Here is a 22717-nt window from a genome sequence, read left to right on the forward strand (position 1 = left end):
CACCGGGCCGCCCGGCCCGCACGGACCGTCCGTGTCACAGACCCGTCATGGTCTGCCAGGTCGTGGAGCCGACGACACCGTCGGACGGCAGGCCATGGGCGGACTGGAACGCCCGCACCGCGCTGTCGGTGGCCGAACCGTACGATCCGTCGATGTTCAACGAGGCCCCGTGGGCGTTGAGTTGACGCTGCAGGGCCGTCACCGCGGGCCCGCTGCCGCCCCGCTGCAGGACGACGGCGAGGGCCTGCCAGGTCGCGGGTCCGACGATCCCGTCGGCGGACAGCCCGCGGCCGGTCTGGAAGGCCCGCACCGCGCCGCCGGTGGATGTGCCGAAGGAGCCGTCCACGCCGAGCGCGGCTCCCCGGGCGTTGAGCAGGTACTGCGCGGTCCTGACCCGCTCACCGGTGGCCCCCTGCTGGATCACCGGCCAGTCGGTGCCCGGGAGCGGGGTGCCGCGTCCGGCGGGCAGGGCGAACGGCGCGGGAAGCAGCAGTCGGGTGTTGCGGGCGTCGGCCGTTCCCCGGCGTCGGCCGATGCCGGCCGCGACCGACTGGAGGTCGTTGGCGGCCAGTTCGCGTCCCAGTGAGGCGAGTGCGGCGGGGCTTCCGGTGTCCCCACCGCTCGACAGCGGTGCGTCAGAGTCGACCATGGTGGTGAAGACGGACAGGACACCGCCTCCCTCGGCGATCTCGAAGATCCGGCTCTGGACGGGCCAGTCGATGTGCGAGGCCGTGTTCACCTCCCAGAAGCCGTGACCGAGGGCGGACGGCCAGGTGGGCTTGTGGGCGGTGATGTTGTTGGTGTGGGTGTGGCCGTCGACCATCAGGATCACGTTCGGGAAGCGCAGCAGCAGATCGCGGAGTTCCGTCCCGCCGTACGGGGACGCGCTGTCGGTGTTGCCCATGGAGTCCAGCGTGTGATGGCAGCAGACGACGATGAGCCGGTCGGTCACGCCGGGCTGCTCGACGACCGTTCTGGCTCCGCCGCCGTCGGAGTCGTCGAGTTCGTACCGTGAACTGTTCGCCCTGAGCTGGGTGTTGAGCCAGTTCCACTGGTCCTTGTCGAGGGCTCCGTCGGCACCGCCGCCGGTGTTGGTCGTGTCCAGCACCAGGAACCGGACCGTGTCGTCCGGCATCGCGGGGATCGCGTAGTAGCCCTTGTCGCTACCGGCGGTGAAGCCGTGTCCGCGAGGGGTGCCGGTGGTGTCGAAGTGCTCGGCGATGAAGTCGGCCCGTGCGAGGAGCCGTCGGGACGGGTCCGCCGTGACGTGCGCGGTCCGCAGGGTGAACTCCCCCGTCAGCACGTCCTTCAGCAGGTCCAGGTAGTACGTCGCGGTGTTGTCGAAGACGTCCGGGACTCCTTCGACCTCCGTCAGTTTGGTGGAGCCGGTGGCGACGGCCTTGAGCGGGTCGAAGGGGAGGATGTCGATCGGGACGTTGCCCTGGACGAGTGCGTCGTGGTTGCCGTACGCGGCGTACCAGGGCATGCCGAGACCGGTCGCGGTGAAGGGGCTGCGGGCGGCCCGGAGCAGGCCGCCCACGACCGGAAAGCCGTGCAGGGCGTTGTCGTCGGGAGGGGTCTGCCGGGCCTCCGGATGCCAGTAGTGGGTCTCCGTGCCGAACTGCCCGCCCGCGACGCTCTCGTCCTTGGTGGGGTCACCGGAGTCGGGGTGCACGGGGTTGCCGTCGAGCAGGTCGATGTACCACCGCGTCTCGTTGTACTGGCAGTTGTCGACCGCGTCGCCGGTGACGACGGTGAAGGCCAGCGGTGCGCCGGTGCGCGGGCCGCGCACGACCTGACGGACGGCCCGGCACATGGCGTCGGTCGTCTGGGTCGAGAGGAACTCGTGGGCGCGGTAGGCCGATTCGGTCGGGTACGAGTGGTAGTGCGGGGGCCCGTAGTCCGCGAGCCGGTCCAGGCATTCGACGCGCAGCGGTGACTGGTCGTCGACGATGTGCAGGTCGGTCATCTGGGCGAAGGCGACGAGCGACCGGGTGATCCGGGGCGCGCCGGCGGGGGTGAGGTCGTCGCGGACGAGGTGGGGTTCGCCGGGTCCGGCGACCACACCGCGGTACCCACTGCCCAGGTCGGGACCGATCTGTACGGTCCCGTCCAGCGTGGTGAGCCCGAACGCGGCACCGGTGCCGGGAGGCGGGGACGCGGCGACGGCCCGCGGACCGCCGACGTCGACGGCCGCGGCCACCACGGCGGCTGCGGCGGCGGTCAGGATGCTGCGACGGGAGACGGCCATGTCGATTCCTTCGGTGTGGGGGCGGACATGTCGTGGGCCGCCCCGCGCGCGTCCCGCACCACGTCGGGGCCGGTGGGGGCGGGGAACGGGTGACGGGACGGCCACGGGGAGGCGGTGCGGGTGCGCGCGGGGCCCGGCCACGCCGTGGGAGGGCGTGGCCGGCCCCCGCGGTTCAGGCCGGAGAGCGGGACGGGCCGGGTGTCGGCCGGCCGGTCACAGGCCGGTGGAGGTGTGCGTGGCGCGCAGCTGGAACTGGCAGGACTCCCAGGCCGACCACGTGGTGCCGCTGGGGTCGTTCTGCGTGGAGTGGTACAGGGTGCCGGTGCTGTCGACGGCGAACAGTTCGATCCTGCCGGAGCCGTTCCGCTCGGCGCACACGTGACGCATCCGCAGGGTGGTGGTGCCGAGTCGGGTCGGCATCTGGGACCAGCCCTGCCAGGTGCCCGCGGCGGGGGCGGTCTCGAAGCGGCGCCACAGCATCCCGTCGGGGTTGGTGCCGAAGAGCGCCAGGCGTCCGTCGAGGTTGCGGGCCAGGTCGACGGAGTCGAGGATGCCGTCCAGCGGCAGCACGCCGCCCCACTCGCTCTCGGTCTGCGCGTTGGCGACGTTCATCCTGCGCTGGATGAGGAGGCCGTCCTCCTTGATGGCGACCAGGACGGCGCGCCCGTCCGAGCCGGTCTCGACGGCGAGCTGGATCGCGGTGCCGCCGAGCTGGGTCCACGGGGTGAACCAGCCGTTCGAGGCGGTGTCGTCGTTCAGGAAGTCCTGCCAGCGGTGACGGATGGTGTTGTCGCCACGGGTCGCGTAGACCTGCATGCCGCCCCACTGGTCCTGGACCGCGGTCGCCGAGGTGAAAGCGGAGTCGAACTGCTGGGCTGCCGTGTAGGTGGCGCTGCCCGCGCTGGTCTGTGCGCGGCGGGTGACGGAACCGTTCTGGTCGATGGCGAACACCTCGACCCGGCCGTCCTGGTGGCCGGCGGCGGTGACGGACTGCCACCCCGGACCGGCGGCGAGCTTCGTCCAGGGCTGCAGGCCGCCGCCGGTGGTCGCCTGGCGGCTGGTGTTCCACAGATTGCCCTGCGCGTCCGTGCCGAACAGCTCCAGGCGTCCGTCCTTGTTGCGGGCGGCGGCTATCGGTGAGCCGAGGGGGTGCGGGGCGTGCAGCGGGAAGGGGGCCGGCAGGAGCAGTTGTGTGTTGCGGTCCTGCGGGACGCCCATCCGGTTGGTGATGCCGTGGTTCACCTCCTGCGGGTCGTTGGTGGCCAGCTCCCGTGCCAGGGAGGCCAGTTGCGCGGGGGTGCTGGTGTCGCCCCCGTAGGAGAGGGGTGCGGCGGGATCGACCATGGTGGTGAAGATCGAGAGGGTGGCCGGCCCCGCGGCGGATCCGAACTCGCCCGCGTTCTGGGCGTCGGGGCTCGCCATGATCTCGATGATGCGGCTCTGGATCGGCCAGTCGATGTGCGAGGCGGTGGAGATCTCCCAGAAGCCGCCGGATATCGGGCTGCCCGCGGGCGTCGGATGGGGCGTGATCCGGTTGGCGTGCGTGTGTCCGTTGACCAGGGCGATCACGTTCGGGTAGCGCAGCAGCAGCGCCTTGAGTTCGTCCCCGGTGTGCCGGTCGCCGAAGATCCCGCCGAAGATGCCGTCGTCGAGGTTGTCCATGGTGGCCAGCGTGTGGTGGCAGAACAGCACGTACATCTTGTCCTGCACACCGCTCTGCGTGACGACGCGGTTGCCGGTGTCGATGTAGCGCGAGCTGTTGGCCCTGAGCTGCTGTTCGAGCCAGCCGAGCTGGTCGCTGTCGATCGAGCCGCCCGCGGCGCCGGAGCCGAATCCGTCGGTGTTGGTGTTGGTGGAGTCGAGGGTGAGGTAGCGGATCAGGTCGCCGGAGCCGGACGGGATCGCGTAGTAGGCCTTGTCGATCCCGACGCCCTGGAATCCGTGGCCGACGGGCAGGCCCGCGGTGTTGAAGTGGTCCTGGATGAAGGCCTTGCGGGTGAGCAGCCGCCGCTCGGGGTCCGCGACCACCCTCGTGCCCTCCAGGTCCCAGGCGACCATCAGCTTGCCGAAGGTGCCGAGATCGCTGTAGTCGTCCGGCAGGTCGGCGGAGGTCCCGGTCGTCTTGGACGAACCGACCGTCATGCCCTGCACGTCGACGAGGTTGTTGTCGATGGGCTCGTTGCCCTGCCAGAGGCCGTCGTGGTTGCCGTACGCCGCGTACCAGGGCATGCCGAGGCCGTGCGAGACGAACGGCCGCCGGGCCGCGCCCACCGCGCCGCTCGCGTCCAACAAGCCCGGGACATAGGGAAATCCGAGCCCCGACGTGCCCGTGTACCGGTTGCCCGGCACCTGTTGCGGGGGCACCGACGGGTAGTAGTAGTGGTCGTCCGCGGGGCCGCCGCCGGTCAGGGCGCCGCCGGAGAAGCTCTGGTCGAGGCCGGTCCGGCCGGAGTCCGGGACGATGGTGCGGCCGCCGTCGAGCAGATCGATGTACCAACGGTTCTCGTTGTGCTGGCAGTTGTCGATCGCGTCGCCGGTGACGATGGTGAACTGCAGCGGCTTCCCGCTCCGTGGGCCCTTGCCGACATCGGCGATGGCCTGGCACATCGCGTCGACGACCTGCGTCGACAGGAACTCGTGGCCCCGGTAGGCGGAATCGGTGGGGTACGAGGCGTGGTGCGGTGGGCCGGCGTCCGCGTACCGGTCCATGAACTCCAGGCGCGCCGGTGACTGGTCGTCCACGATGTGCAGATCGGTCATCTGGGCGAACGCCGCCAGCGCCGTCGTCGGCGGGCCGAAGCGGGACCAGAGGTCGGTCCGTATGGTGTGCGCCTCGCCCGGCCCGGCGACGAGCCGCTGGTAGCCGGCGCCCTGGGCGTAACTCTCCCGCTGCACCGTCCGGTCCCATGTGGTCGCCCCCGGTGCGTCCGAGGCGGACTCCGCCGCCACGGTCTTCCGGGCGGCGGCCGTCCGGTGGCCGGCCGTCCGCGTCGCGGCTTCGGCGGCGGCGCCGAGACCACCCGCGTCGATGGCCGCGGCCACCACGCCCACACCGGTCGTCGTCAGTAGCCTTCTTCGCGAGATACCCACGCCATGTCTCCCAGGAAAGGTCGAACCCGTCTCCTCGTCCGGCGTTCCATTCCGTTCCGTCTCGTTCCACTCCGTCGCGTTCCAGGCCTCCCTCATCGGCCGGGGAGCGGAACGTCGCGGCGGAGAGCGACCCCGGCGTCGGCGGCACGGCCCGCGATGCCGGCGACCGCGCGCTCGGCGAGGGCCGCGATGGTCAGTGACGGATTGACGGTGAGAGAGGTCGGGACGGCGGCGCCGTCGGTGACGAACAGACCGCTGTGGCCGCGCAGTTCATTGCCGTCGGTGAGCGCGCTGGTGGCGGGGTCGTCGCCGATCCGCGCCGAGCCGAGCGGATGGGCGGTGACGGTGTCGGCGACGTCCTCGCTCCACGGGAGGACCCGGGACAGGCCGTCCTTCTCCATGATGTCCCGCAGCGCGGTGTCCGCCCGGTCCCATGCCCGGCGGGTGCGGGACGTCGGGTGGTAGGTCATCGTGCCCTGTCCGAGTCCCGGCGCCAGCCGGATGAAGCCGCCGGTGGGCGGGACCGCCCCGAAGGTGCCTTCGTTGTCGTCCTCGGTCATCGCCAGCAGGGTGAGCCACGACCGCCACCGCGCCCGCATGTCCCGCTTCCCGACGCCGAACCAGGCGGGTGAACCGCCGGACTGGGCCAGCAGGTTGGTCAGGGGAGGGAAGTAGATCTGCTGGAGGGTGAAGCGGCTGTACTCCGGGGCGGCCGGGTCGAGGTGGTCGTAGGTGGCGGCGGTGATGGGCCGGCCCACGGGCAGTCCTTCGTACGCGGTCCCGTCCGGACGGGACAGCCCCAGCAGTGAACGCGCCTTGCGCTCGTCGACGTCGGCGACGCTGACGCGGTCCCCGTTGCCCGAGAAGTAACGCCCCACGGCGGCCGGGACACCCCCGAGGAAGGGCGCGGACCGCCGGAGGATCACGGGCGTGCCCACGGCGCCGGCGGCGAGAACGACGACCTTGGCGTGGATGACGCCGGCCTGTGCGGTGCAGCCATAATCATCGGGATCCAGGACGGTGTAGCCGACGGCGTAACGGAACCCGGACAGCGGCGACGGGACGACCGTCTGGACCTCGTGCAGGGGGCGGATGTCCGCGCCGTGGGCCTCCGCCGCGGGCAGGTAGTTGAGCAGCAGGGAGCGTTTGGCGTCGAAACGGCAGCCGGAGAGCATCCAGTTGCAGTTGGTGCAGGTGCTGGTGTCGACCGCCACCGGCACGGGGTTGCAGGTGTGTCCGGCCCGGTGGCAGGCGGCGGCCAGGACCCCGCCCGCGTAGGACACGTCCGGCCAGTCGGTCCGGGTGACCGGCAGGGCCTCCTCGACCCGGTCGTACCAGGGGTCGAGGGCGGCCCGGGTCAGGGCGGCCGGCCACAGCCGGCGACCGAGGCCGCCGTGCCGTTCGAAGACGAACGACGGTGCGCGCAGCGAGGCGGCGAAGTAGACGACGCTGCCGCCGCCGACGCAGTTGCCGGCGACCACCGCGACGCCGTCGCCCTGGACCACGTCCACGATCTTGTTGTACGTGCCCAGGCGCATCGACTGGGTGAAGTCGGCGGCGGAGGCGCGCGGTCCGCGCTCCAGCACGGTGACACGCGCCCCGCCCGCGGCGAGGTAGTAGGCCGGGATCGCGCCGCCGAAGCCGCTGCCGATCACCAGGACGTCCGTGGTCTGCGCCGTCATGCCGGGCTCCCGGAGGCGGTCGTGTCCGGATGGAGGACCGCCAGCGGGCGGCCGTACGAGAAGTCTGGGAAGCGCCAGAGGCCGTCCGGGCCGGGCTCGGGGAAGCGCAGCCACGTCAGTCCGGGATGGCCCTGCGCGAGTGCCTCGGCGGTGTCCTGCGGTGCGGCGGTGTCGAACGCCAGCCCCACCAGCAGGCTCATCACCTGCCAGACGGGCCGGTCCAGGTCGTCGGGGTCGAAGAGGCCCGCGACCAGGGCGGTGCGGTCGGAGAACGGCAGGCCCACGAACGGCGGGCGCGCCGGCGACAGCCAGATCAGGCGGACGGCCGCGTAGGCGACGGCGCGGGCGTCGAGCAGCGCGGCGATGGCCGGCAGCAGCGGCGCCACCGGGAGCCGGGGCGACTGGAGGAGGCCGACCACCCCGGCCTGTACCGCTCCGGGCCCGGTGACCGCCCCCGCGACCACCATGTCGCCGGGGAAGCGTCGCTCGCCGGGGATCAGGGTGTCGGCGAACGCTTCGAGCGTCTGTGTCGTCCAGCTCTCGGAGGCGGTGGACGCGGCGGCCTCGGGTGTCTCCAGAGCGCCGGTGGACAGTCCCGCGAGGGTGGCGACCAGCGCCTTGAGGACGGTTCTCCGCTCGGGCTCGTCCATGGCGGTCACCCGCCCAGTGCGCAGCGCAGGTCGTAGGGCAGGGACACGGTCAGGCCGGTCTCGCCGGCGGCCCGGCCGTAGTCGCTCAGTGCGCGGGCGACGTCGGGGAAGACCGGTTCGAGGGCGGTGACCGCGTCTCCGACGCCCACGGTGTGTCCGTCGACGCGGAAGTTCGTCAGGCGGGCTCCGGCCCGGCCCGCGGCCTTGTCCCACCAGTACTGACCGTCCCACGCGACCCACGGCGTCGCGCCGTGGGTGGACTGCACGCTCCAGTGGTCCTTCTGGTAGTAGTGGCAGGTCACCATGGCGAGGGCGAACCGGGAGGGTTCGGCCAGCAGGAACCGCAGGGCTCCGCCGTCGTCGACGGTGATGTCCCGCTTGCTGTACTCGACGCACAGCGGGTCGGCGAACATCAGCCACCACGGCGGCTGTTCGCCCTCTCCGAACGCGTGCCAGGTGCAGCCGGCGGCGAATCCCGGCTCGGTGAACGGGCCCGTGGACGATGCGGCGGCCCCCGCGGAGGGGGCGGCCTCCCGGACCGGGCTCTCGCGGACGGTGTGTTTCGGCGGTGCCGCTGACGCGGTGCCGCTCGCGAGCAGCACCGCGGATGCTCCCAGCAGCAGCGCACAGCCGGCTGCGGAGACACGAAGGCGCAGGGGAATCACGAGACCTCCCGTAGGCGGAGCACGGTGGACGTCACGCAGGACCGGCCACCGCCACATCGCGCGGCGGCCCGGCCGGCACACCGAGGATGAGGCAGACCTACCGGTCAGTACAAGAGGTGGGTCAGTGACTGAGCCACTGAACCTCCAAAAAATTTTCCGCCAACTGAGCCAGGCGCTGGGGCAGTTGGTCTCCCGATCTCGGGTGACGCCCCGGTGGGGCCCGCCCCGGGCGGGTGCGGCGCCGCCCGCGTCGCGTCACCCGCGGGCGGCGCCGCCCGCGTTCCGCGTCACCCGCGGGCGCGCCGCCCCACCTTCCGCTTCACCGTGCCGCCCGCCGGTCTCCCCTGCGGACCCGGTGTCGTACCTCCGCTGCGCGTCACAGCGTCGCGGTCGTCCCCTCCCCGGAGGCGCTGCCCGCGAGCCACTGGTCCCAGCCCAGGTTGAATCCGGCGTAGCCGTTGTCGGCCGACGCCTTGGCACGCGGCGAGCCGGTGATGGTGACGGGGTCGCCCTGCTTCACCTGGCCGTAGAACCACTTGGCGTCCGAGAGGGACAGGTGGACGCAGCCGTGCGAACCGCGGGCACTGCCGCTGCCCGGGTTCGGGTCGCCGGTCGAATAGTGCACATAGGTGCCGGACTGGGTGAGGTGCACGTCCCAGGGCAGCGTCAGGTCGTAGTAGTTGGGGCTGCCCTTGTCGCAGCTGATGCCGACGCTGCAGGAGGTCATGTGGACCTTCTCCTGCTTGTCGATGACGGCCATCGTGCCGTTCCACGTCGGATACTGGGCGCTGCCCGCGTTGATCGAGAGGGTGCGCACCGCCGCGCCGTTCCGGGTCACCTTCATGGTGTGGCCGGTCACCGAGACATCGGCGCGCACATCGTCACCGATCTTGAAGGTGTGCGTGTAACTGCGCACGCCGTAACGCCCGTTGCCGTTGGCGACGCCCTTCATGTCGGCGTCGATCCGCACCGTCGTCCCGGAGGGCCAGTACGCCTTCGGGCGCCAGTCGGCGCGCCTGTCGCCGAACCAGTGCCAGGCGCCGGCCACCGGCTGCGACGCGCTGACCTTGAGGTGCTTCTCGACCGTGGCCCGCGCCTTGGCCCCCACCGGGTTCGTGAAGACCACCGAGATCGGCATGGCCACACCGACCGTGGTGCCGGTCTGCGGTGTGATGGTGTCCAGCAGCATCGGCGGGCCCGCGGGCTTCGTCGGCGACGGTGACGGCGAGGCACTGGTGCTCGCCTTGCCCGGCGCCTTCGCGTCGTCCCCGCCCGCCTTGTCGCTCCCGCCCCCGCCGCAGGCGCTCGCGCCCAGCAGCACCACACTCGTCAGGAGTGCGATCCCTATGCCACTCTTGCGCCGTCCCACGACCTGCTCCGCTCTCTCGCCCCATGACCCTGCCGGGCCCCACCCCCTGTCAGACAACGACGGGCGGGTCCTAGTTGCGGGTTTCACGTAAAGCGTGTCTCAAAACCCGGTGGGCGACGCGTCTCGTGTGGAGGGGTACCTTTCGCTCACGGACGCGGCCGCCGGCTCGACAGGTCCGGCGGGTCCGCTCACCGTCCGCGTCCGGACGTGACCCGAGGAGGCGCCGCCGTGGCTCTCGCCGCGACCACGAGACGGACCGCGCTGACCACCCCGCCGGGCCGGCCGTCCCCACCGCGCCGGACTCCGCGATGACCGCGCCGCGCACCGACGGCGTCGACGCCGTGCGCGCGTGCCTGTCCCTGGGCCGGGCCGTCGTACTGCCCGACCCCGCGCCCCTGACCTTCGTCATCACCGCGACCACGGCGCACGCGGTCAACCGGGCCAAGGGGCGCCCCGCCGACCGACCCGTTGCCCTGTGGACCCACCATCCACGCACCACGGAGCTCGTCCTGAGGTCACTCCGGCTGGCACCGCGGGCCGCCGAATCCGCCCGTCTGCTGCTGGCCGAGGAGCGCGTCACCGTACTGGCCCCGCTGCGCCACGACCACACACCGCCCGACTGGCCGGCCCCGGCGACCCACGACGGGTGGACCCTGCTGTTCGGCGCCCGCTGGAGCCCTCTGCGGCCCGTCCTGGACGAGCACCCCGTCCTGTACGTGAGCAGCGCCAACCGCACCGGGCTGCCCCCGGCGCCGACCGCGACCCGGGCACGCGCCCTGTTCCCCGGCCACGTTCCCGTCCTCGACCCCGCCGCGCTCCCCGGCACCGTCCCGGACCCGCCGGGCTCCCCGCCCCGGGCCGCGACCACCACGCTCCGCCTGCACCCGGACGGCCGTACGGAACTGCACCGAGGACGCGGCACACCCCGGACCCGCCGCCTACCTGCGGCAGCTGCGCACGACCGGCCGCGCTGTGCGGGAGACCGCTTAGGGGCTGGTTCGACCCGGCCGCCGGCCGGGTCGAACCAGCCCCCCGCCTCCCGCGCGTCAGACGTCCTGCGTGGCGAAGCCCTGCCGCCACGTCGTGTGCTCGGGCTCCCATCCCCGGGCGCGGGCCCGTCCGTTGGAGGCGCCCCGGGCTCCACGCTGCCGTCCGGTGCGCGCCTCGGGTGCGGGGACGCCGAGGGCGTCGGCCAGGACCGGTAGCCACTCACGGCCCTCCGCCGGCTCGTCGTCCACGATGTTCACCGGCCCCGACGGCCAGCCGAGGGCGGCGACGGCGGCTCTGGCCGCATCGGCGACGTGGACGAAGGAGGTCACCGAGCGATCCGCCTCCAGGTGGGCGAGAAGACGCGCGTCCGGGTCGCCGGCCAAGGCCGCGGCCACGGCGCCGCCCGGTGCGTACCAGGTGCCCGGGCCGTAGAGGATGCCGTAGCGCAGGGACACACCCGACTTCATCTCCGCCACCGTCTCCTCCAGGACCCGGGCCCCGTCCACCATCCCTCCGCGCGGTCCGGGCGCCCCGAGGTCCAGCGGTTCGCTCTCCTCCGCCGGGGTCTCCCCCGGCACGTACGCCCAGGCGATCGACTGCGCCACGAACCGCTCCACTCCCGCGGACCTGGCGGCGTCGACGAGATTGCGGGTGCCCTCACGGCGCAACCGGTCGGTCGTCTCCCCGTCGGCGTCCGAGAGGGCGGTGAGCTGGTGGATCACCGCGTCCGGAGCGGTCGCGGCCATCACCCGTCGCAGCCCCTCCCTGTCGAACGCGTCCGCCTGGACGGCCGACGCGCCCTGCCGTCGTACGCGCTCGGCACCTTCGGGAGTACGGGAGACACCGGTGACCTGGTGTCCTTCCTTCAGCAGCAGGGGCACGAGGAGGCGGCCCACCGCGCCGGTCGCACCGGCGATGAGGATGTTCATGGAAGATCAGTCCTTTCGGTCGTGGAGGTTGCCGTCCGCACGGATGTCACGGGGACGGGCGAGCCGGGGACGGCGAGGACACGGGGGACGAGGGGGGCGTTCGAGGGAGCCACGCCCGCGCAGGAGGAAGGCGGGCAGGGGACCGACGACAGCGGCGCGGCCTCCCCGGACGACACGCGAAGAACGGCGGGTGCCGCCGCGACGAGGACGGGGCCATTGCTCTCGTACGACCCGTCCGCACCCTCCGCCGTCCGCGGCGCGCTCACCGTCCTCGGCACACCCGCCGTCCTCGGCACACCCGCCGTCCTCGGCACACCCGCCGTCCTCGGCACACCCGCCGTCCTCGGCACACCCGCCGTCCTCGGCACACCCGCCGTCCGCGGCGCGGCCGCCGGAAGCCGGCGCCGGCCCGGCAGGCGGCCGAGGATGCGGTCCAGTCCGGCGCCGAGCGCGGCCCCCAGGATCGGCGCCAGCAAGTAGATCCACAGGTCCTCGGTGTGCCCGGCCAGCAGCGCGGGACCGAGTTGCCGGGCCGGATTGACCGAGCCCCCGCTGCGGGTACCGAGCAGCGCGATCACCAGCGCGACGGAGAGTCCGACGGCGTAGGGCAGCAGGCGGGCGAGGCGGTCGTGCGCCAGGACGAATCCCACGGCCAGGACGATGGCCGCCATACCGCCCACCTCGGCGAGCAGGACGGCCGGGGGCTGCCAGCCGGGTCCGGGCCCGAGCGCGGCCCAGCCGACGCCAGGGCCGCTCACCGGGCGTCCCCACACCAGTCGCGCCAGCCCCGTCCCCGCGGCGGAGCCCGCGAGTTGGGCGAGCACGTAGGGCAGGACGCCGCGTCCCGGGAAGACGCCCATCAGCCACAGGGAGACCGTCACGGCCGGGTTCATGTGTCCCCCGCTGCGCCTGCCCGGCGGGCTGAGGATGAGCGCGGTGAGGACGGTTCCGCCGAGGGCGGCGATCACGACGATCGCGACGTCGGGGTCCGCGACACGGAGTGCGGAACCCGGGTCGCGCAGCCACCGTACGACCGTCACCGCGAGGAACAGCAGGACGGTGGAGAGCACGAACTCGTCGACGGCACGGGACGGCCACAGCCGGCGCGTGAGAACCGTGAGAACACGGACGGAACGCATCATGGTCTCCGCAGCGCGCGTGGCAGGAGGTCCGCCCGGTCCGTCCACGCCTCCGCCCCGGCCACGGACCCGAACGCCGACTCCGACTCCGACTCCGGCACCGGCACCGGCACCGGCTCGCGAGAAGGACGGCAACCGTCCCGTTTGTGAAAGATGCCGCTTTCACTGCCATTGCCATGCTTCTCATGCGCTTCATCGTGTTTCATGACTACCACGCTATGCATCCAGTGGCTCTGACGTAGGGTCCACTTCTGTGACAGATTCCCAGACCAATCCAGGGAGCGACCCACCTGCGGCCGCCGGCGCCGACCTCCATCTGGAACTGCGCGGCCCCGGGCTGCGCGCCGGGCTCACGAGCGCTCTCCGGGACGCCGTGCGGACGGGGCGGCTGGCACCCGGCACCCGGCTGCCCCCGTCCCGCTCGCTCGCCACCGATCTCGGCGTCTCCCGCAACACCGTCACCGACGCCTACGCCGAACTCGTCGCGGAGGGCTGGCTCACCGCGCGGCAGGGCTCGGGAACCCGGGTGGCGGAGCGGGCCCGGGCCGGCGGCGGGCGGTCGCCCGCCGCCCGTGCACGGCGGGCCTCCGAGCGTCCGGCCTACGTCATGCGGCCGGGTTCGCCGGACCTCGCGAACTTCCCCCGCGCCCAGTGGCTCACCGCCGCCCGCCGAGCCCTGACGGCGGCACCGAACGACGCCTTCGGCTACGGCGACCCCCTCGGCCAGATGCCCCTGCGCACCGCCCTGGCGGACTATCTGGCGCGGGCGCGCGGGGTGTACGCCGAGCCGGAGCGGATCGCCGTCTGCTCCGGCTTCCATCACGGACTCGCCCTGATGGCGACGGTACTGAGGGAGCGTCAGGTGCGCACCGTGGCCGTCGAGTCGTACGGACTCGATCTCTACCGGGACCTGCTGACCGAGGCCGGTCTGCGCACCCTGCCCGTCCACGTCGACGAGCACGGCGCACGCACCGACGGCCTGGAGCGGCTGGCGGACGTCGGCGCGGTGCTGATGACCCCCGCCCACCAGTACCCGACCGGGGTCGCGCTGCGCCCGGACCGACGGACGGCGGCCGTCGCATGGGCACGGCGCACCGGCGGTCTGATCCTGGAGGACGACTACGACGGGGAGTTCAGGTACGACCGCCAGCCGGTGGGCGCCGTACAGGGGCTCGACCCCGAGCGGGTGGTGTACTTCGGCTCGGCGAGCAAGTCGCTCGCGCCCGGGGTGCGGCTGGGCTGGATGGTCCTGCCCGAGGAGCTGGTCCCGGAGATCGTCGCGGCCAAGGGATACGGCGACTACATGTCGAGCGCGCTCGAACAGCTGACCCTCGCGGACTTCCTGACCTCGGGCGCGTACGACCGTCATGTGCGCGCGATGCGCCTGCACTACCGGCGTCGCCGCGAGCAGCTGGTCACGGCCCTGGCCCACCGTGCGCCCCACGTCCGTGTGAAGGGCATGGCCGCCGGACTGCAGGCCGTCCTCGAACTCCCCGACGGGACCGAGCAGTCGGTGACCCAGGAGGCGGCGCGACGGGGCCTCGCGGTCAGCGGCCTCGCGGAATTCCGGTACGAGACACCGGAATCCGGCCGGCGACTCCCCCGGCAGGACGCGCTCGTGGTGAACTACGCCGCCCCCTCGGACAGTGCGTGGAAGCGCGCACTGGACATCCTGTGCGAGGTGATGCCGTAGGCACGGGGCGGGAGCGCCCCGCCCGCTCAGCGCGGTGCGGCGAAACACTCCTCCAGGCGGGCGAAGGCGTCCGCGGCCTCGTCGGCGACGAAGTACAGCCCGCTCAGGGGCACCGGCAGGAACCCCTCCGCCTCCATCCGGCGGAGCTGGAGGGTCAGGCCTTCGTAGAACCCGGCCGTGTTCAGCAGCACCACCGGCTTGTCGTGCAGGCCGTGCTTCCTCAGTTCCAGGATCTCGGTCACCTCGTCCAGCGTGCCCAGGCCGCCCGCCATCACGACCACCGCGTCCGCGCGGGCGAGCAGCAGGGCCTTGCGCTCCGCGAGGTCGTCGGCGAAGACCATCTCGTCGGCGTCCCGCCGGGCCCACTCACGCAGAAAGGCGACCGAGACCCCCACCAGGCGTCCTCCGGCCTGCCGCACCCCGTCGGCGACGACCTTCATCAGACCGGTGTCCGATCCGCCCCACACCAGGGTGTGACCGCCCTTGCCGAGCAGTTCCGCGAGTTCGCGGGCCGGGCGGGTGTAGCGCTCGTCGAGATCCGCGGCGGAGAGGAAGACACAGACGTTCATCGTGGCGGCAGTGGCGGTCATGATCCCGACCCTACGCACCGCGCACACCGGGCGCGGGGGCCAATTCACGGGTCGCGGACGGAACCAATCCGCTCTCGCGTGCAGCGCGGTGGGGCGCGCCGGCCGGTGGCCGCCCCGGGGCCGCCGACCCGGCTCGCCGACCCCGCTTGCGTCTCGCGCACAGGTTTCTCATAAGGTTAGGCTCGCCTAATACTTCAAAGGTGAACCACAGCTAGGAGCCCGTCCCATGTCTCTTCGGCGCCGCGGCACAGCCGCCGTCGCTCTCGCCGTCGCCGCCGCACTGTCGCTCGCGGCGTGCGGCAGCGATTCCTCCGCGAACGGGAAGGAGGGCGGCTCCGCCACGCAGGCCGGGTCGGGCGCGAAGGACTCGAAGTCGGTGGCGAAGGGCGGCAAGGACTTCGCGGACGCCGCGGAGAAGACGGCCGCGCTCGGCACCGACGCCGCGGCCGGCCAGTGGCCGCGCACCATCAAGCACGCGATGGGCAGCACCGAGATCCCGGCGCAGCCCAAGCGGGTGGTCGTGCTGGACGTCGGCGAGCTCGATAACGTTGTCTCCCTCGGTGTGAAGCCGGTCGGCCTGGCCCCGACCGAGGGCTCGCCCGAGCTGCCGTCGTACCTGAAGAACGCCGGCCGGCCGAAGAACATCGGCACCATCAACAGCCTCAACCTGGAGGCGATCGCGGCGCTCAAGCCGGACCTGATCCTCGGCAGCCGGCTGCGCGCGGCCAACTCCTACGACGAGCTGTCGAAGATCGCGCCGACCGTCTTCTCGATCCGCCCCGGCTTCACGTGGAAGGAGAACTACCTCCTCAACGCCGCCGCGCTGGACCGGACCGCGCGGGCCAAGGCGAACCTCGCCGCCTACGAGCAGCGCGCGAAGGCCCTCGGCGAGAAGCTCGGCGCCCACAAGCCGACCGTGTCGATGGTCCGTTACCTGCCCGACGGCGTCATCCGGCTCTACGCCAACGACTCGTTCATCGGCACGATCCTGAAGGACGTCGGCATCCCGCGCCCGAAGAACCAGGACATCGAGGACCTGGCCGCCGAGATCAGCCCTGAGAACATCGACCAGGCCGACGCGGACTGGATCTTCACCGGTGTCTACGGCGACGCCAAGGCCACCGACAAGAGCAAGGCCCAGGCCAACCCGCTGTGGAAGAACCTCAAGGCGGTCAAGGACGGCCACGCCCACGACGTACCGGACGAGACCTGGTACCTGGGGCTCGGCGTCACCGCCGCGAACGCGGTGCTCGACGACCTCCAGAAGTACCTGACGGCCTGAGCACAGAGCCCGAGAACAGAGAGCGAGCGCGGCGCATGTCGCCACCCGACCCCACCCGTCGCCGGGCCGGCGTGCTGCTGGCCTGCACGGCGATGCTGCTGGCCGCCGTCCTGCTGAGCCTCGCCGTGGGCAGCCGGCAGATCGCACCGGGCGAGGTGATCCAGGCCCTGCTGCACGGCGGCACCGGCGACGACGCCCAGGTGGTGCGGTCGTTGCGGGTGCCCCGCACGGTCATCGGTGTACTGGCCGGCGCCGCGCTCGCGCTCGCCGGAACCGTGATGCAGGGCGTCACCCGCAACCCCATCGCCGAACCGGGCATCCTCGGTGTCAGCCAGGGCGCGTCGGTGGGCGTGGTGTGCGCGATCGCGTTCTGCGGCGTCCACACGCTCGACGGCTATGTGTGGTTCGCCTTCGCGGGCGCGGCCCTGGCGGCCGTGGGCGTCCACGCCGTCGCCGGCGGCGGCCGGGGCGGCGCCACGCCCGTCAAACTCGCGCTCGCGGGCGCCGCCATGAACGCCTTCCTCGCCTCGCTCGTCTCCGGGATCGCCACCACCGACGCCCGCGCCCTGGACGAGTTCCGCTTCTGGCAGGTCGGTTCGCTCAGCGGTCGCGGCACCGAGGTCATCGGCCAGATCTGGCCGTTCCTGCTGGGCGGTCTGGTGCTGGTCGCGGCCACGGCGCGGGGCCTCGACGCCCTCGCGCTCGGCGACGACGCCGCCAAGGGACTTGGCCACAACGTCGGTCTGCTGCGCGCGCTCGGCGCGCTGGGGGCGACCGTGCTGACGGGCGCGGCGGTGGCCGCCGTCGGCCCGATCGCCTTCACCGGCCTCGCCGTTCCGCACCTCGCGCGCGCACTGGTCGGCACCGCCCACCGCTGGGTGCTGCCGGTGGCCGCGCTCCTCGGTCCGGTGATGATCCTCGGCTCGGACGTGATCGGCCGCATCGTCTTCCCGCCCTCGGAGGTACCGGTGGCCGTCATGACCGCCCTGATCGGCGTGCCGTTCCTGATCGCGCTCGTACGGCGCCGCGCGGTGGTGCCCGCATGACCTCCCTGAGCCGTACGAACGACACGAACGACACGAACACCACCCCCGGCACGAGCACCACCGGCAGCACCGGCGGAGCCGGGGCGGCCGTCCGGCGGGCCGCCGTGCGTCCGGCCGGGCACACGGTCCTGCGCGTGGGACGCGCCAGCTTCCTCGTGCACCGCAGAGCGGTCGTCGTCGCGACGGCGCTCGCGGCACTGCTCGCCTGCGCGGTGGTGGCCTCTCTGTGCGTCGGCGAGTCCTTCGTCGCACCCGGGGAGGTCGTCCGCGTGCTGTCCGGCCGCCCGAGCCCCGACGAACTCGTGGTGGGCACGCTGCGCCTGCCCCGACTGGTCGTCGGGCTGCTGGCGGGGGCCGCGTTCGGCGTCGCCGGGGCGCTGGTGCAGACCGTCGCGCGCAATCCGCTGGCCAGCCCCGACGTCATCGGTGTCACGCACGGCGCGGGCGCGGCGACGGTCGCCGCGATGAGCTTCGACGCGGTCGGCCACGGATTCCTGCCGTACGTCTCCGTCACCGGCGGCCTCGCGGCGGCCGTGCTGGTGTACGCCTTCGCGTGGCGGAGCGGGCTGAACTCCGCACGCTTCGTGCTGGTCGGCATCGGTGTGTCCGTCGCACTCGGCTCGCTGACGCAGCTGTTCCTCACCAAGGGCGACTATCTGGTGGCCCAGCAGGCCAAGGTGTGGCTGACCGGCTCCCTCAACGGCCGTGGGTACGAGGAGGCACGCCCCCTCGCGCTCGTCCTGCTGGCCGCGGTCCCGGTGGCGTTGTGGGCGGCGCGCGCCCAGCGCGGCGCGGCCTTCGACGACGACACCGCCACCGCGCTCGGCATGCGTCCGGACCGGGTACGTCTCGGTCTGACCGCGCTCGGTGTCGTCCTCGCGTCGGTGGCGACCGGCGCCGCGGGACCGGTCGACTTCGTCGCCCTGCTCGCCCCGCAGATCGCGCGCCGGCTGACCCGCACCGCGCAGACCCCGCTGCTCTCCTCGGCGTTGACCGGCGCGCTGGTCGTCGTGGTCGCGGACCTGCTGGCCCGCCGCCTGTTCTCCCCGATCGAGCTGCCGGTCGGCGTTCTCACCGCCGCGGTGGGCGCCCCGTACCTGATGTGGCTCATCGTCCGCACCCGCAGCCGTACCGGAGGCATCTCCTCATGAGCAGCCCGCCCGTCAGCCGCCTGTCGGCACACGACCTGACGCTCGCCTACGAGCAACGCACCGTCGTCGAGGGGCTGGACCTGGAGATACCCGACGGCGAGGTCACGGTCGTCGTCGGTCCGAACGCCTGCGGCAAGTCCACGGTCCTGCGGGCGTTGGGCCGTCTCCTGAAACCGCGTGGGGGCTCCGTCCTGCTGGACGGGGCCGAGCTCGCCCGGGTCCCCGCCCGGCAGATCGCCCGGACCATCGGGGTCCTGCCGCAGTCCCCGACCCCGCCGGACGGCATCACCGTCGCCGACCTCGTCGCCCGGGGGCGCCAGCCGCACCAGAAGTGGTGGCAGCAGTGGTCCGAGGCCGACGAACGCGTCGTCACGGACGCGCTGGAGCGTACCGACACGGCCGACCTCCGCGACCGGCCGGTCGACGAACTCTCCGGCGGCCAGCGGCAACGGGTGTGGATCGCCCTGGCCCTGGCCCAGGACACGGACCTGCTGCTCCTCGACGAGCCCACGACGTACCTGGACATCGCGCACCAGGTGGAGGTCCTCGATCTCGTCCGCCGGCTCAACCACGAGCGCGGCCGTACCGTCGTCGCCGTCCTCCACGACCTCAACCAGGCCGCCCGGTACGCCGATCACCTCGTCGCCATGAAGGCGGGCCGGATCGTCGCGCAGGGCCCGCCGGCCGAGGTCGTCACCGCCGAACTGGTCCAGGACGTCTTCGGTCTCTCCTGTGTCGTCGTCCCCGACCCGGTCACCGGCGGCCCGCTCGTCGTCCCCGCCCGGGTGTGGGAGGCGGGACCGCGCTGACCGCCGGCCCGGGCCGCGCACCACGGCCCGTACGGCCCCCTGTCGGCCGCTCACCGCACCGTCCGGCGAACCGGGCGCGGGTGTGGGCGCGGGCCCACCGGGCGACCCGTCTACCCGGCCGCGTACACGTCCTCGACGTACCGCCCGTCGGCGATCAGGCGGTCGAGCCACCGTAGCGGGTCCCCGCCGGGGACCCGGTCCGCGTGCAGCGTGCGGAAGGCGCTCCGTACGCCGGGGGCAGTGCGCGAACCGTCGCCGCACACGTACACCCGGGCTCCGGACTCCAGCGGGCCCCACACCTCGTCCGCCTCGGCGGCGATCCGGTGCTGCACGAATCCGGTGCCCGCGGCGGCGACCGCGCTGAAGGCCGGGCGCAGGGACACCGCTCCGGCGGCCTCGGCGGCCCGGAGTTCGTCGGCGTGCAGATAGGAGGAGATCGAGTACGAGCGGGGGCGCGGCGGGGTGAACAGGTCGAGCAGCGCGGGCCGGTCGAGCGCGCCGGGCAGCGCGGGGTGCCCCTCGATCGTCTCGACCAGGGTGCGCGGGTCGGCCGCCGGGGTCCCGTCGACGGCCGCCGCGGCGGCGAGGGCCGCGCTCTCCGGTGGACACGGGTCGGCGGCGGCGAGCGCGGAGAGCTGGCGGGCGGTCGGGCGGGTCTGCAACTCGACCTGATGGGACAGCAGATGACGCGCCGTCACCGGCCGGTCCACTGCCGAGCCGTCGCGGCGGGCACGGCCGGCCCCGATGTCGAGGAGCGCGTCGGGGTCGAGACCGAGGGCGGTGACGATCCGTGCCACGAGGGCCGGGTCGTCGACGGGGAGCACCGTGCGGTGGTGGCCGTACGGGTGCCGGGCGCGCGCGGGGACGTGCCGGCCGCCCGAGCAACGCGCCTCCACGGCCGAGACACGGGTGCTGCAGCTGCTCGCCGGGGTGCCGCCACCGCGCGCGCCGCCCGGGAGACGGGCCTGACGGCGTCACCTACCGTCTCCGGCGCCTGTCCGAGCGGTGGGGAGCGGCCGACCCGTACGGAACCGGTCGCCCGCGCCTACGCGCTCGGCGTGCTGGGCGTGCTGGGCGCCGGGAGTGTGGCCGCCCACCGCCGTCCCCGCGCCCTGAGCCGCGGCGCGGGGCATCGGCCGGTCCCGTCCTGTCCCCGCCCGGGACCGCCCGGGACCGCCCAGGTGAGGCAACGGGATGAAGCCCGGACCCGTTCGGACGCGTTCCGGCACGTCCTCTCGCTCGGTCGGTCCCCTTTGGCTTGTGTGAGTCCCGACATTCCGGTCGCCCCACGACGCCCTGGCAGGGTGCGCGGCGGCATGCTCCGGACACACGTTCCCGCAGGAGGTTTGGTGAGATCGTCACATCGGTGTGCGAGCCTGGCGGCGGTGGGAGGCCTGGCCGGCTCCCTGGTTCTGGGCGCTTCCGTCTCGTCGTCCGCGGCCCCCGCGGACAGGGACGGTGGCCGTCCGGGTGCCGCGGCGCACGCCTGGCCCGTCGACCCGGCGTCGTCGGCGGCGGATTCGTCCGCGCGACTGCTGTCCGGGCTCGGCGGGCCCGTCCAGCCGCGGGCGTGCAGGGGGCTGGTGCCCGCGCCCATCGCGCCGGCGCTGCGCCCGTACTTCTTCTGCGGTGACTGGCGGCTCGGCCCCAAGCGGCTGCCGACGCGGGGAGAGCTGGGGAGGATCCTCCACCGTTACGACCGGCTCGGCGGTCTCACGGCCGTGCGGTTCCTGGACCGTTGGTGGGACCCGGCCGCCGACTCGGGCCAGGGCGACTGGCGTTACCCGCCGGACGACGGCTACACGCACCGGAACCAGACGGTGCTCGCCGCTCCCTACACGCTCCGCAAGGGACTGAAGCTGGACCGGTTCGGCGGCGAGGCGGGCCGGTTCCTCGCCCCGCTGGGCACCACGTACGGCAAGCGCTCGATCCCGCCGTCGAGCCTCAACACCATGGACCCGCGCTACCCGTACGACTACCACGTGTACAAGGTGGCCAAGCCGGTCACGGTGTGCGCCGGAAAGACGGCCCCCGGGTTCGAGCAGCCGGGCCTGGGCACCCAGTTCGTGACGTCCAGTCAGTTCTGCCCGGACATCCCGCGCACCACCGTGGGTGACCTGGTGCGGAACGGCACCCTGGTGCGGATCAACAGGTAGTCCCGCTCTCCGCGACCACGCAGGATCCCGCTGAAGCCGGGCCCGGTCATCTCCGGGCCCGGCTTCGGCCCTGAGAAAGGACCGACGTCATGGACCGGTTCATGCTGTGCCGGGCCCTGCGGGCCGCCGGAGTTCCGTCCGGCTACTACGAGATCCCGGACTGCCCCGGTGAACACCGCGCGGCGGACCGCTACTTCCTGGAGGAACACGACGGCGAGTGGCTGGTCGGCGTCCACGAGCGGGGACGGCGGGATGTCTTCGAACGGTTCACCGACGAGACCCGGGCGTGCGAATGGCTCTACGACCGCCTCGTCGACGAGGCACCGGCCCCCGAGCCCGATCGGCCGCACGGCACGGCGGGATGAGCCACGACCGCTCACCCGCCTCGGACCACCGGGCACCCGCCCCGGTGCACCGGTCACGGACCGGGGACCTCGGTCCCGCGCCCACGGACTCGCGCCCACCGGCGCCCGGGCGCTCCCCGGCCCCGTACTCCTCCAGCCCGATCCGCGGGATGCCCGCCATGGCGCCGGAGACCATGCGCGCGACGATGCCGACGGAACCGGTGGTGGCCGCCGTGAGGACGGGCCCGAACACGGCGCCGGGGAGCACGGTGGTCAGTTCGGTCGGGCCGGTGTGACCGGCCATGAAGTCCCACGCGGCCCGCTCCGCGAGCGTCTTCGCGCGGCGGTAGGGGATCAGCGTGGGGTCGTCGGGGTCGGTCCACAGCGTCTCGTCGGTCACGCCCTCCGTGGCGTAGGACGACGGGCTCGCGGCGTTGGCCGCGGAGGTCATCACGACACGCCGGACCCCGGCCCCGGTCGCCGCCCGCAGCACCCGCAGCGCGCCGTCGCGGGCCGGGGCGATGACCGCGTCCGGGTCGCCGGGGGCGGCGGCGCCGAGCGGGGACGCCACGTGCAGTACCCGGTCGACGCCCTTGACGGCGGCGTCCCAGCCCTCGTCCGCCGTCAGGTCGGCCGTCGCGAAGCGCAGCCGTCCCGCCGGGTCGACGACGCTCGACACCGCGTCGAGGACGGCCCGCTTCTTCGCCTCGTCCCGGACGGTGGTGCGCACCTCGTAGCCGCCGCGCAGCAGCTCGGCGATGCACCAGCCCGCGATGTAGCCGCTGCCGCCGGTCACCAGAACCACTTCGGCCATGGCCGTTCTCCCCTTCGTCGGACGGGTGTGGGAAAATGAAACGGAAGCCCCTCCGTTACGGTCACGA

Annotated in this window: 17 protein-coding genes and 1 pseudogene; 7 read left to right on the plus strand and 11 right to left on the minus strand. The window is 73.1% G+C overall.

Features of this window, described 5'->3' with window-relative positions:
• Positions 1 to 34: 34 nt before the first annotated feature.
• The 8 genes from OG776_RS08070 to OG776_RS08105 form a co-directional block, all read right to left on the minus strand.
• The gene (locus tag OG776_RS08070) at positions 35 to 2251 is read right to left on the minus strand and encodes a TIGR03767 family metallophosphoesterase (protein WP_329319777.1); all 2217 of its coding nucleotides are present in this window, start codon (positions 2249 to 2251) and stop codon (positions 35 to 37) included.
• Between the two features lie 213 nt (positions 2252 to 2464).
• On the minus strand, positions 2465 to 5341 hold the full coding sequence (locus OG776_RS08075; protein WP_329319778.1) for a TIGR03767 family metallophosphoesterase: 2877 nt from the start codon (positions 5339 to 5341) through the stop codon (positions 2465 to 2467).
• Between the two features lie 92 nt (positions 5342 to 5433).
• Positions 5434 to 7023 carry a GMC family oxidoreductase N-terminal domain-containing protein gene (locus OG776_RS08080; protein ID WP_148011954.1) on the minus strand — a complete coding sequence of 530 codons (1590 nt, stop codon included), beginning with the start codon at positions 7021 to 7023 and terminating at the stop codon, positions 5434 to 5436.
• Positions 7020 to 7673, minus strand: a complete 654-nt coding sequence (locus tag OG776_RS08085; protein ID WP_222723838.1) for a DUF5987 family protein — start codon at positions 7671 to 7673, stop codon at positions 7020 to 7022. The genes OG776_RS08080 and OG776_RS08085 overlap by 4 nt, the downstream gene beginning before the upstream one ends.
• A gap of 5 nt (positions 7674 to 7678) precedes the next feature.
• Positions 7679 to 8338 (minus strand): hypothetical protein, encoded by a 660-nt coding sequence (locus OG776_RS08090; RefSeq protein WP_148011955.1) that lies wholly within the window; start codon positions 8336 to 8338, stop codon positions 7679 to 7681.
• 376 nt (positions 8339 to 8714) lie between these two features.
• A complete protein-coding gene (locus OG776_RS08095; protein WP_148011956.1) occupies positions 8715 to 9707 on the minus strand; it encodes a L,D-transpeptidase in 993 nt (330 codons plus the stop codon).
• 1046 nt (positions 9708 to 10753) lie between these two features.
• Complete coding sequence (locus tag OG776_RS08100; RefSeq protein ID WP_329319783.1) at positions 10754 to 11626, minus strand: NAD-dependent epimerase/dehydratase family protein; 873 nt, start codon at positions 11624 to 11626, stop codon at positions 10754 to 10756.
• Complete coding sequence (locus OG776_RS08105) at positions 11623 to 12765, minus strand: MIP/aquaporin family protein (RefSeq protein WP_329319785.1); 1143 nt, start codon at positions 12763 to 12765, stop codon at positions 11623 to 11625. Before OG776_RS08105 ends, OG776_RS08100 begins: the two co-directional genes overlap by 4 nt.
• A gap of 253 nt (positions 12766 to 13018) precedes the next feature.
• On the opposite strand from OG776_RS08105, the gene pdxR reads away from it, so the two are divergent.
• On the plus strand, positions 13019 to 14458 hold the full coding sequence (pdxR, locus tag OG776_RS08110; RefSeq protein WP_148014901.1) for a MocR-like pyridoxine biosynthesis transcription factor PdxR: 1440 nt from the start codon (positions 13019 to 13021) through the stop codon (positions 14456 to 14458).
• A 26-nt stretch (positions 14459 to 14484) separates the two neighbouring features.
• On the opposite strand, the gene OG776_RS08115 is transcribed toward pdxR, so the two are convergent.
• A complete protein-coding gene (locus tag OG776_RS08115) occupies positions 14485 to 15027 on the minus strand; it encodes a TIGR00730 family Rossman fold protein (RefSeq protein WP_148014911.1) in 543 nt (180 codons plus the stop codon).
• 247 nt (positions 15028 to 15274) lie between these two features.
• Here OG776_RS08115 and OG776_RS08120 point away from each other — a divergent pair, with 247 nt between their 5' ends.
• From OG776_RS08120 to OG776_RS08135, 4 genes are read left to right on the plus strand one after another with little or no spacing between them, the layout of a single operon-like run.
• Positions 15275 to 16330, plus strand: a complete 1056-nt coding sequence (locus OG776_RS08120; protein ID WP_148014902.1) for an ABC transporter substrate-binding protein — start codon at positions 15275 to 15277, stop codon at positions 16328 to 16330.
• Between the two features lie 35 nt (positions 16331 to 16365).
• Complete coding sequence (locus tag OG776_RS08125) at positions 16366 to 17376, plus strand: FecCD family ABC transporter permease (protein WP_148014903.1); 1011 nt, start codon at positions 16366 to 16368, stop codon at positions 17374 to 17376.
• The gene (locus OG776_RS08130; RefSeq protein ID WP_148014904.1) at positions 17373 to 18527 is read left to right on the plus strand and encodes a FecCD family ABC transporter permease; all 1155 of its coding nucleotides are present in this window, start codon (positions 17373 to 17375) and stop codon (positions 18525 to 18527) included. The genes OG776_RS08125 and OG776_RS08130 overlap by 4 nt, the downstream gene beginning before the upstream one ends.
• Positions 18524 to 19336: an ABC transporter ATP-binding protein gene (locus tag OG776_RS08135; protein ID WP_148014905.1), complete on the plus strand. Its 813-nt coding sequence runs from the start codon at positions 18524 to 18526 to the stop codon at positions 19334 to 19336. Before OG776_RS08130 ends, OG776_RS08135 begins: the two co-directional genes overlap by 4 nt.
• Before the next feature lie 110 nt (positions 19337 to 19446).
• Here the strand turns inward: OG776_RS08135 and OG776_RS08140 are convergent.
• A pseudogene (locus OG776_RS08140) lies at positions 19447 to 20175 on the minus strand (reductase); the annotation flags it as partial.
• A gap of 546 nt (positions 20176 to 20721) precedes the next feature.
• Here OG776_RS08140 and OG776_RS08145 point away from each other — a divergent pair.
• Both OG776_RS08145 and OG776_RS08150 read left to right on the plus strand, forming a co-directional pair.
• Positions 20722 to 21492, plus strand: a complete 771-nt coding sequence (locus OG776_RS08145) for a TNT domain-containing protein (RefSeq protein WP_187286133.1) — start codon at positions 20722 to 20724, stop codon at positions 21490 to 21492.
• A gap of 89 nt (positions 21493 to 21581) precedes the next feature.
• A complete protein-coding gene (locus tag OG776_RS08150; protein ID WP_148014907.1) occupies positions 21582 to 21857 on the plus strand; it encodes a hypothetical protein in 276 nt (91 codons plus the stop codon).
• On the opposite strand, the gene OG776_RS08155 is transcribed toward OG776_RS08150, so the two are convergent.
• Positions 21760 to 22650 (minus strand): NAD-dependent epimerase/dehydratase family protein, encoded by an 891-nt coding sequence (locus tag OG776_RS08155; protein WP_329319792.1) that lies wholly within the window; start codon positions 22648 to 22650, stop codon positions 21760 to 21762. The genes OG776_RS08150 and OG776_RS08155 overlap by 98 nt on opposite strands.
• Positions 22651 to 22717: the final 67 nt, after the last annotated feature.

The organism is Streptomyces sp. NBC_01689 (assembly GCF_036250675.1).
Taxonomy (GTDB): Bacteria; Actinomycetota; Actinomycetes; order Streptomycetales; family Streptomycetaceae; genus Streptomyces.

Bases quoted from the DNA above. Each gene is read 5' to 3' on its own strand.
- OG776_RS08100 (WP_329319783.1), bottom strand. From the start codon at position 11,626: ATGAACATCCTCATCGCCGGTGCGACCGGCGCGGTGGGCCGCCTCCTC.
- OG776_RS08085 (WP_222723838.1), bottom strand. From the start codon at position 7,673: ATGGACGAGCCCGAGCGGAGAACCGTCCTCAAGGCGCTGGTCGCCACC.
- OG776_RS08150 (WP_148014907.1), top strand. From the start codon at position 21,582: ATGGACCGGTTCATGCTGTGCCGGGCCCTGCGGGCCGCCGGAGTTCCG.
- OG776_RS08130 (WP_148014904.1), top strand. From the start codon at position 17,373: ATGACCTCCCTGAGCCGTACGAACGACACGAACGACACGAACACCACC.
- OG776_RS08070 (WP_329319777.1), bottom strand. From the start codon at position 2,251: ATGGCCGTCTCCCGTCGCAGCATCCTGACCGCCGCCGCAGCCGCCGTG.
- OG776_RS08155 (WP_329319792.1), bottom strand. From the start codon at position 22,650: ATGGCCGAAGTGGTTCTGGTGACCGGCGGCAGCGGCTACATCGCGGGC.
- OG776_RS08105 (WP_329319785.1), bottom strand. From the start codon at position 12,765: ATGCGTTCCGTCCGTGTTCTCACGGTTCTCACGCGCCGGCTGTGGCCG.
- OG776_RS08135 (WP_148014905.1), top strand. From the start codon at position 18,524: ATGAGCAGCCCGCCCGTCAGCCGCCTGTCGGCACACGACCTGACGCTC.
- OG776_RS08120 (WP_148014902.1), top strand. From the start codon at position 15,275: ATGTCTCTTCGGCGCCGCGGCACAGCCGCCGTCGCTCTCGCCGTCGCC.
- OG776_RS08125 (WP_148014903.1), top strand. From the start codon at position 16,366: ATGTCGCCACCCGACCCCACCCGTCGCCGGGCCGGCGTGCTGCTGGCC.
- OG776_RS08080 (WP_148011954.1), bottom strand. From the start codon at position 7,023: ATGACGGCGCAGACCACGGACGTCCTGGTGATCGGCAGCGGCTTCGGC.
- OG776_RS08115 (WP_148014911.1), bottom strand. From the start codon at position 15,027: ATGAACGTCTGTGTCTTCCTCTCCGCCGCGGATCTCGACGAGCGCTAC.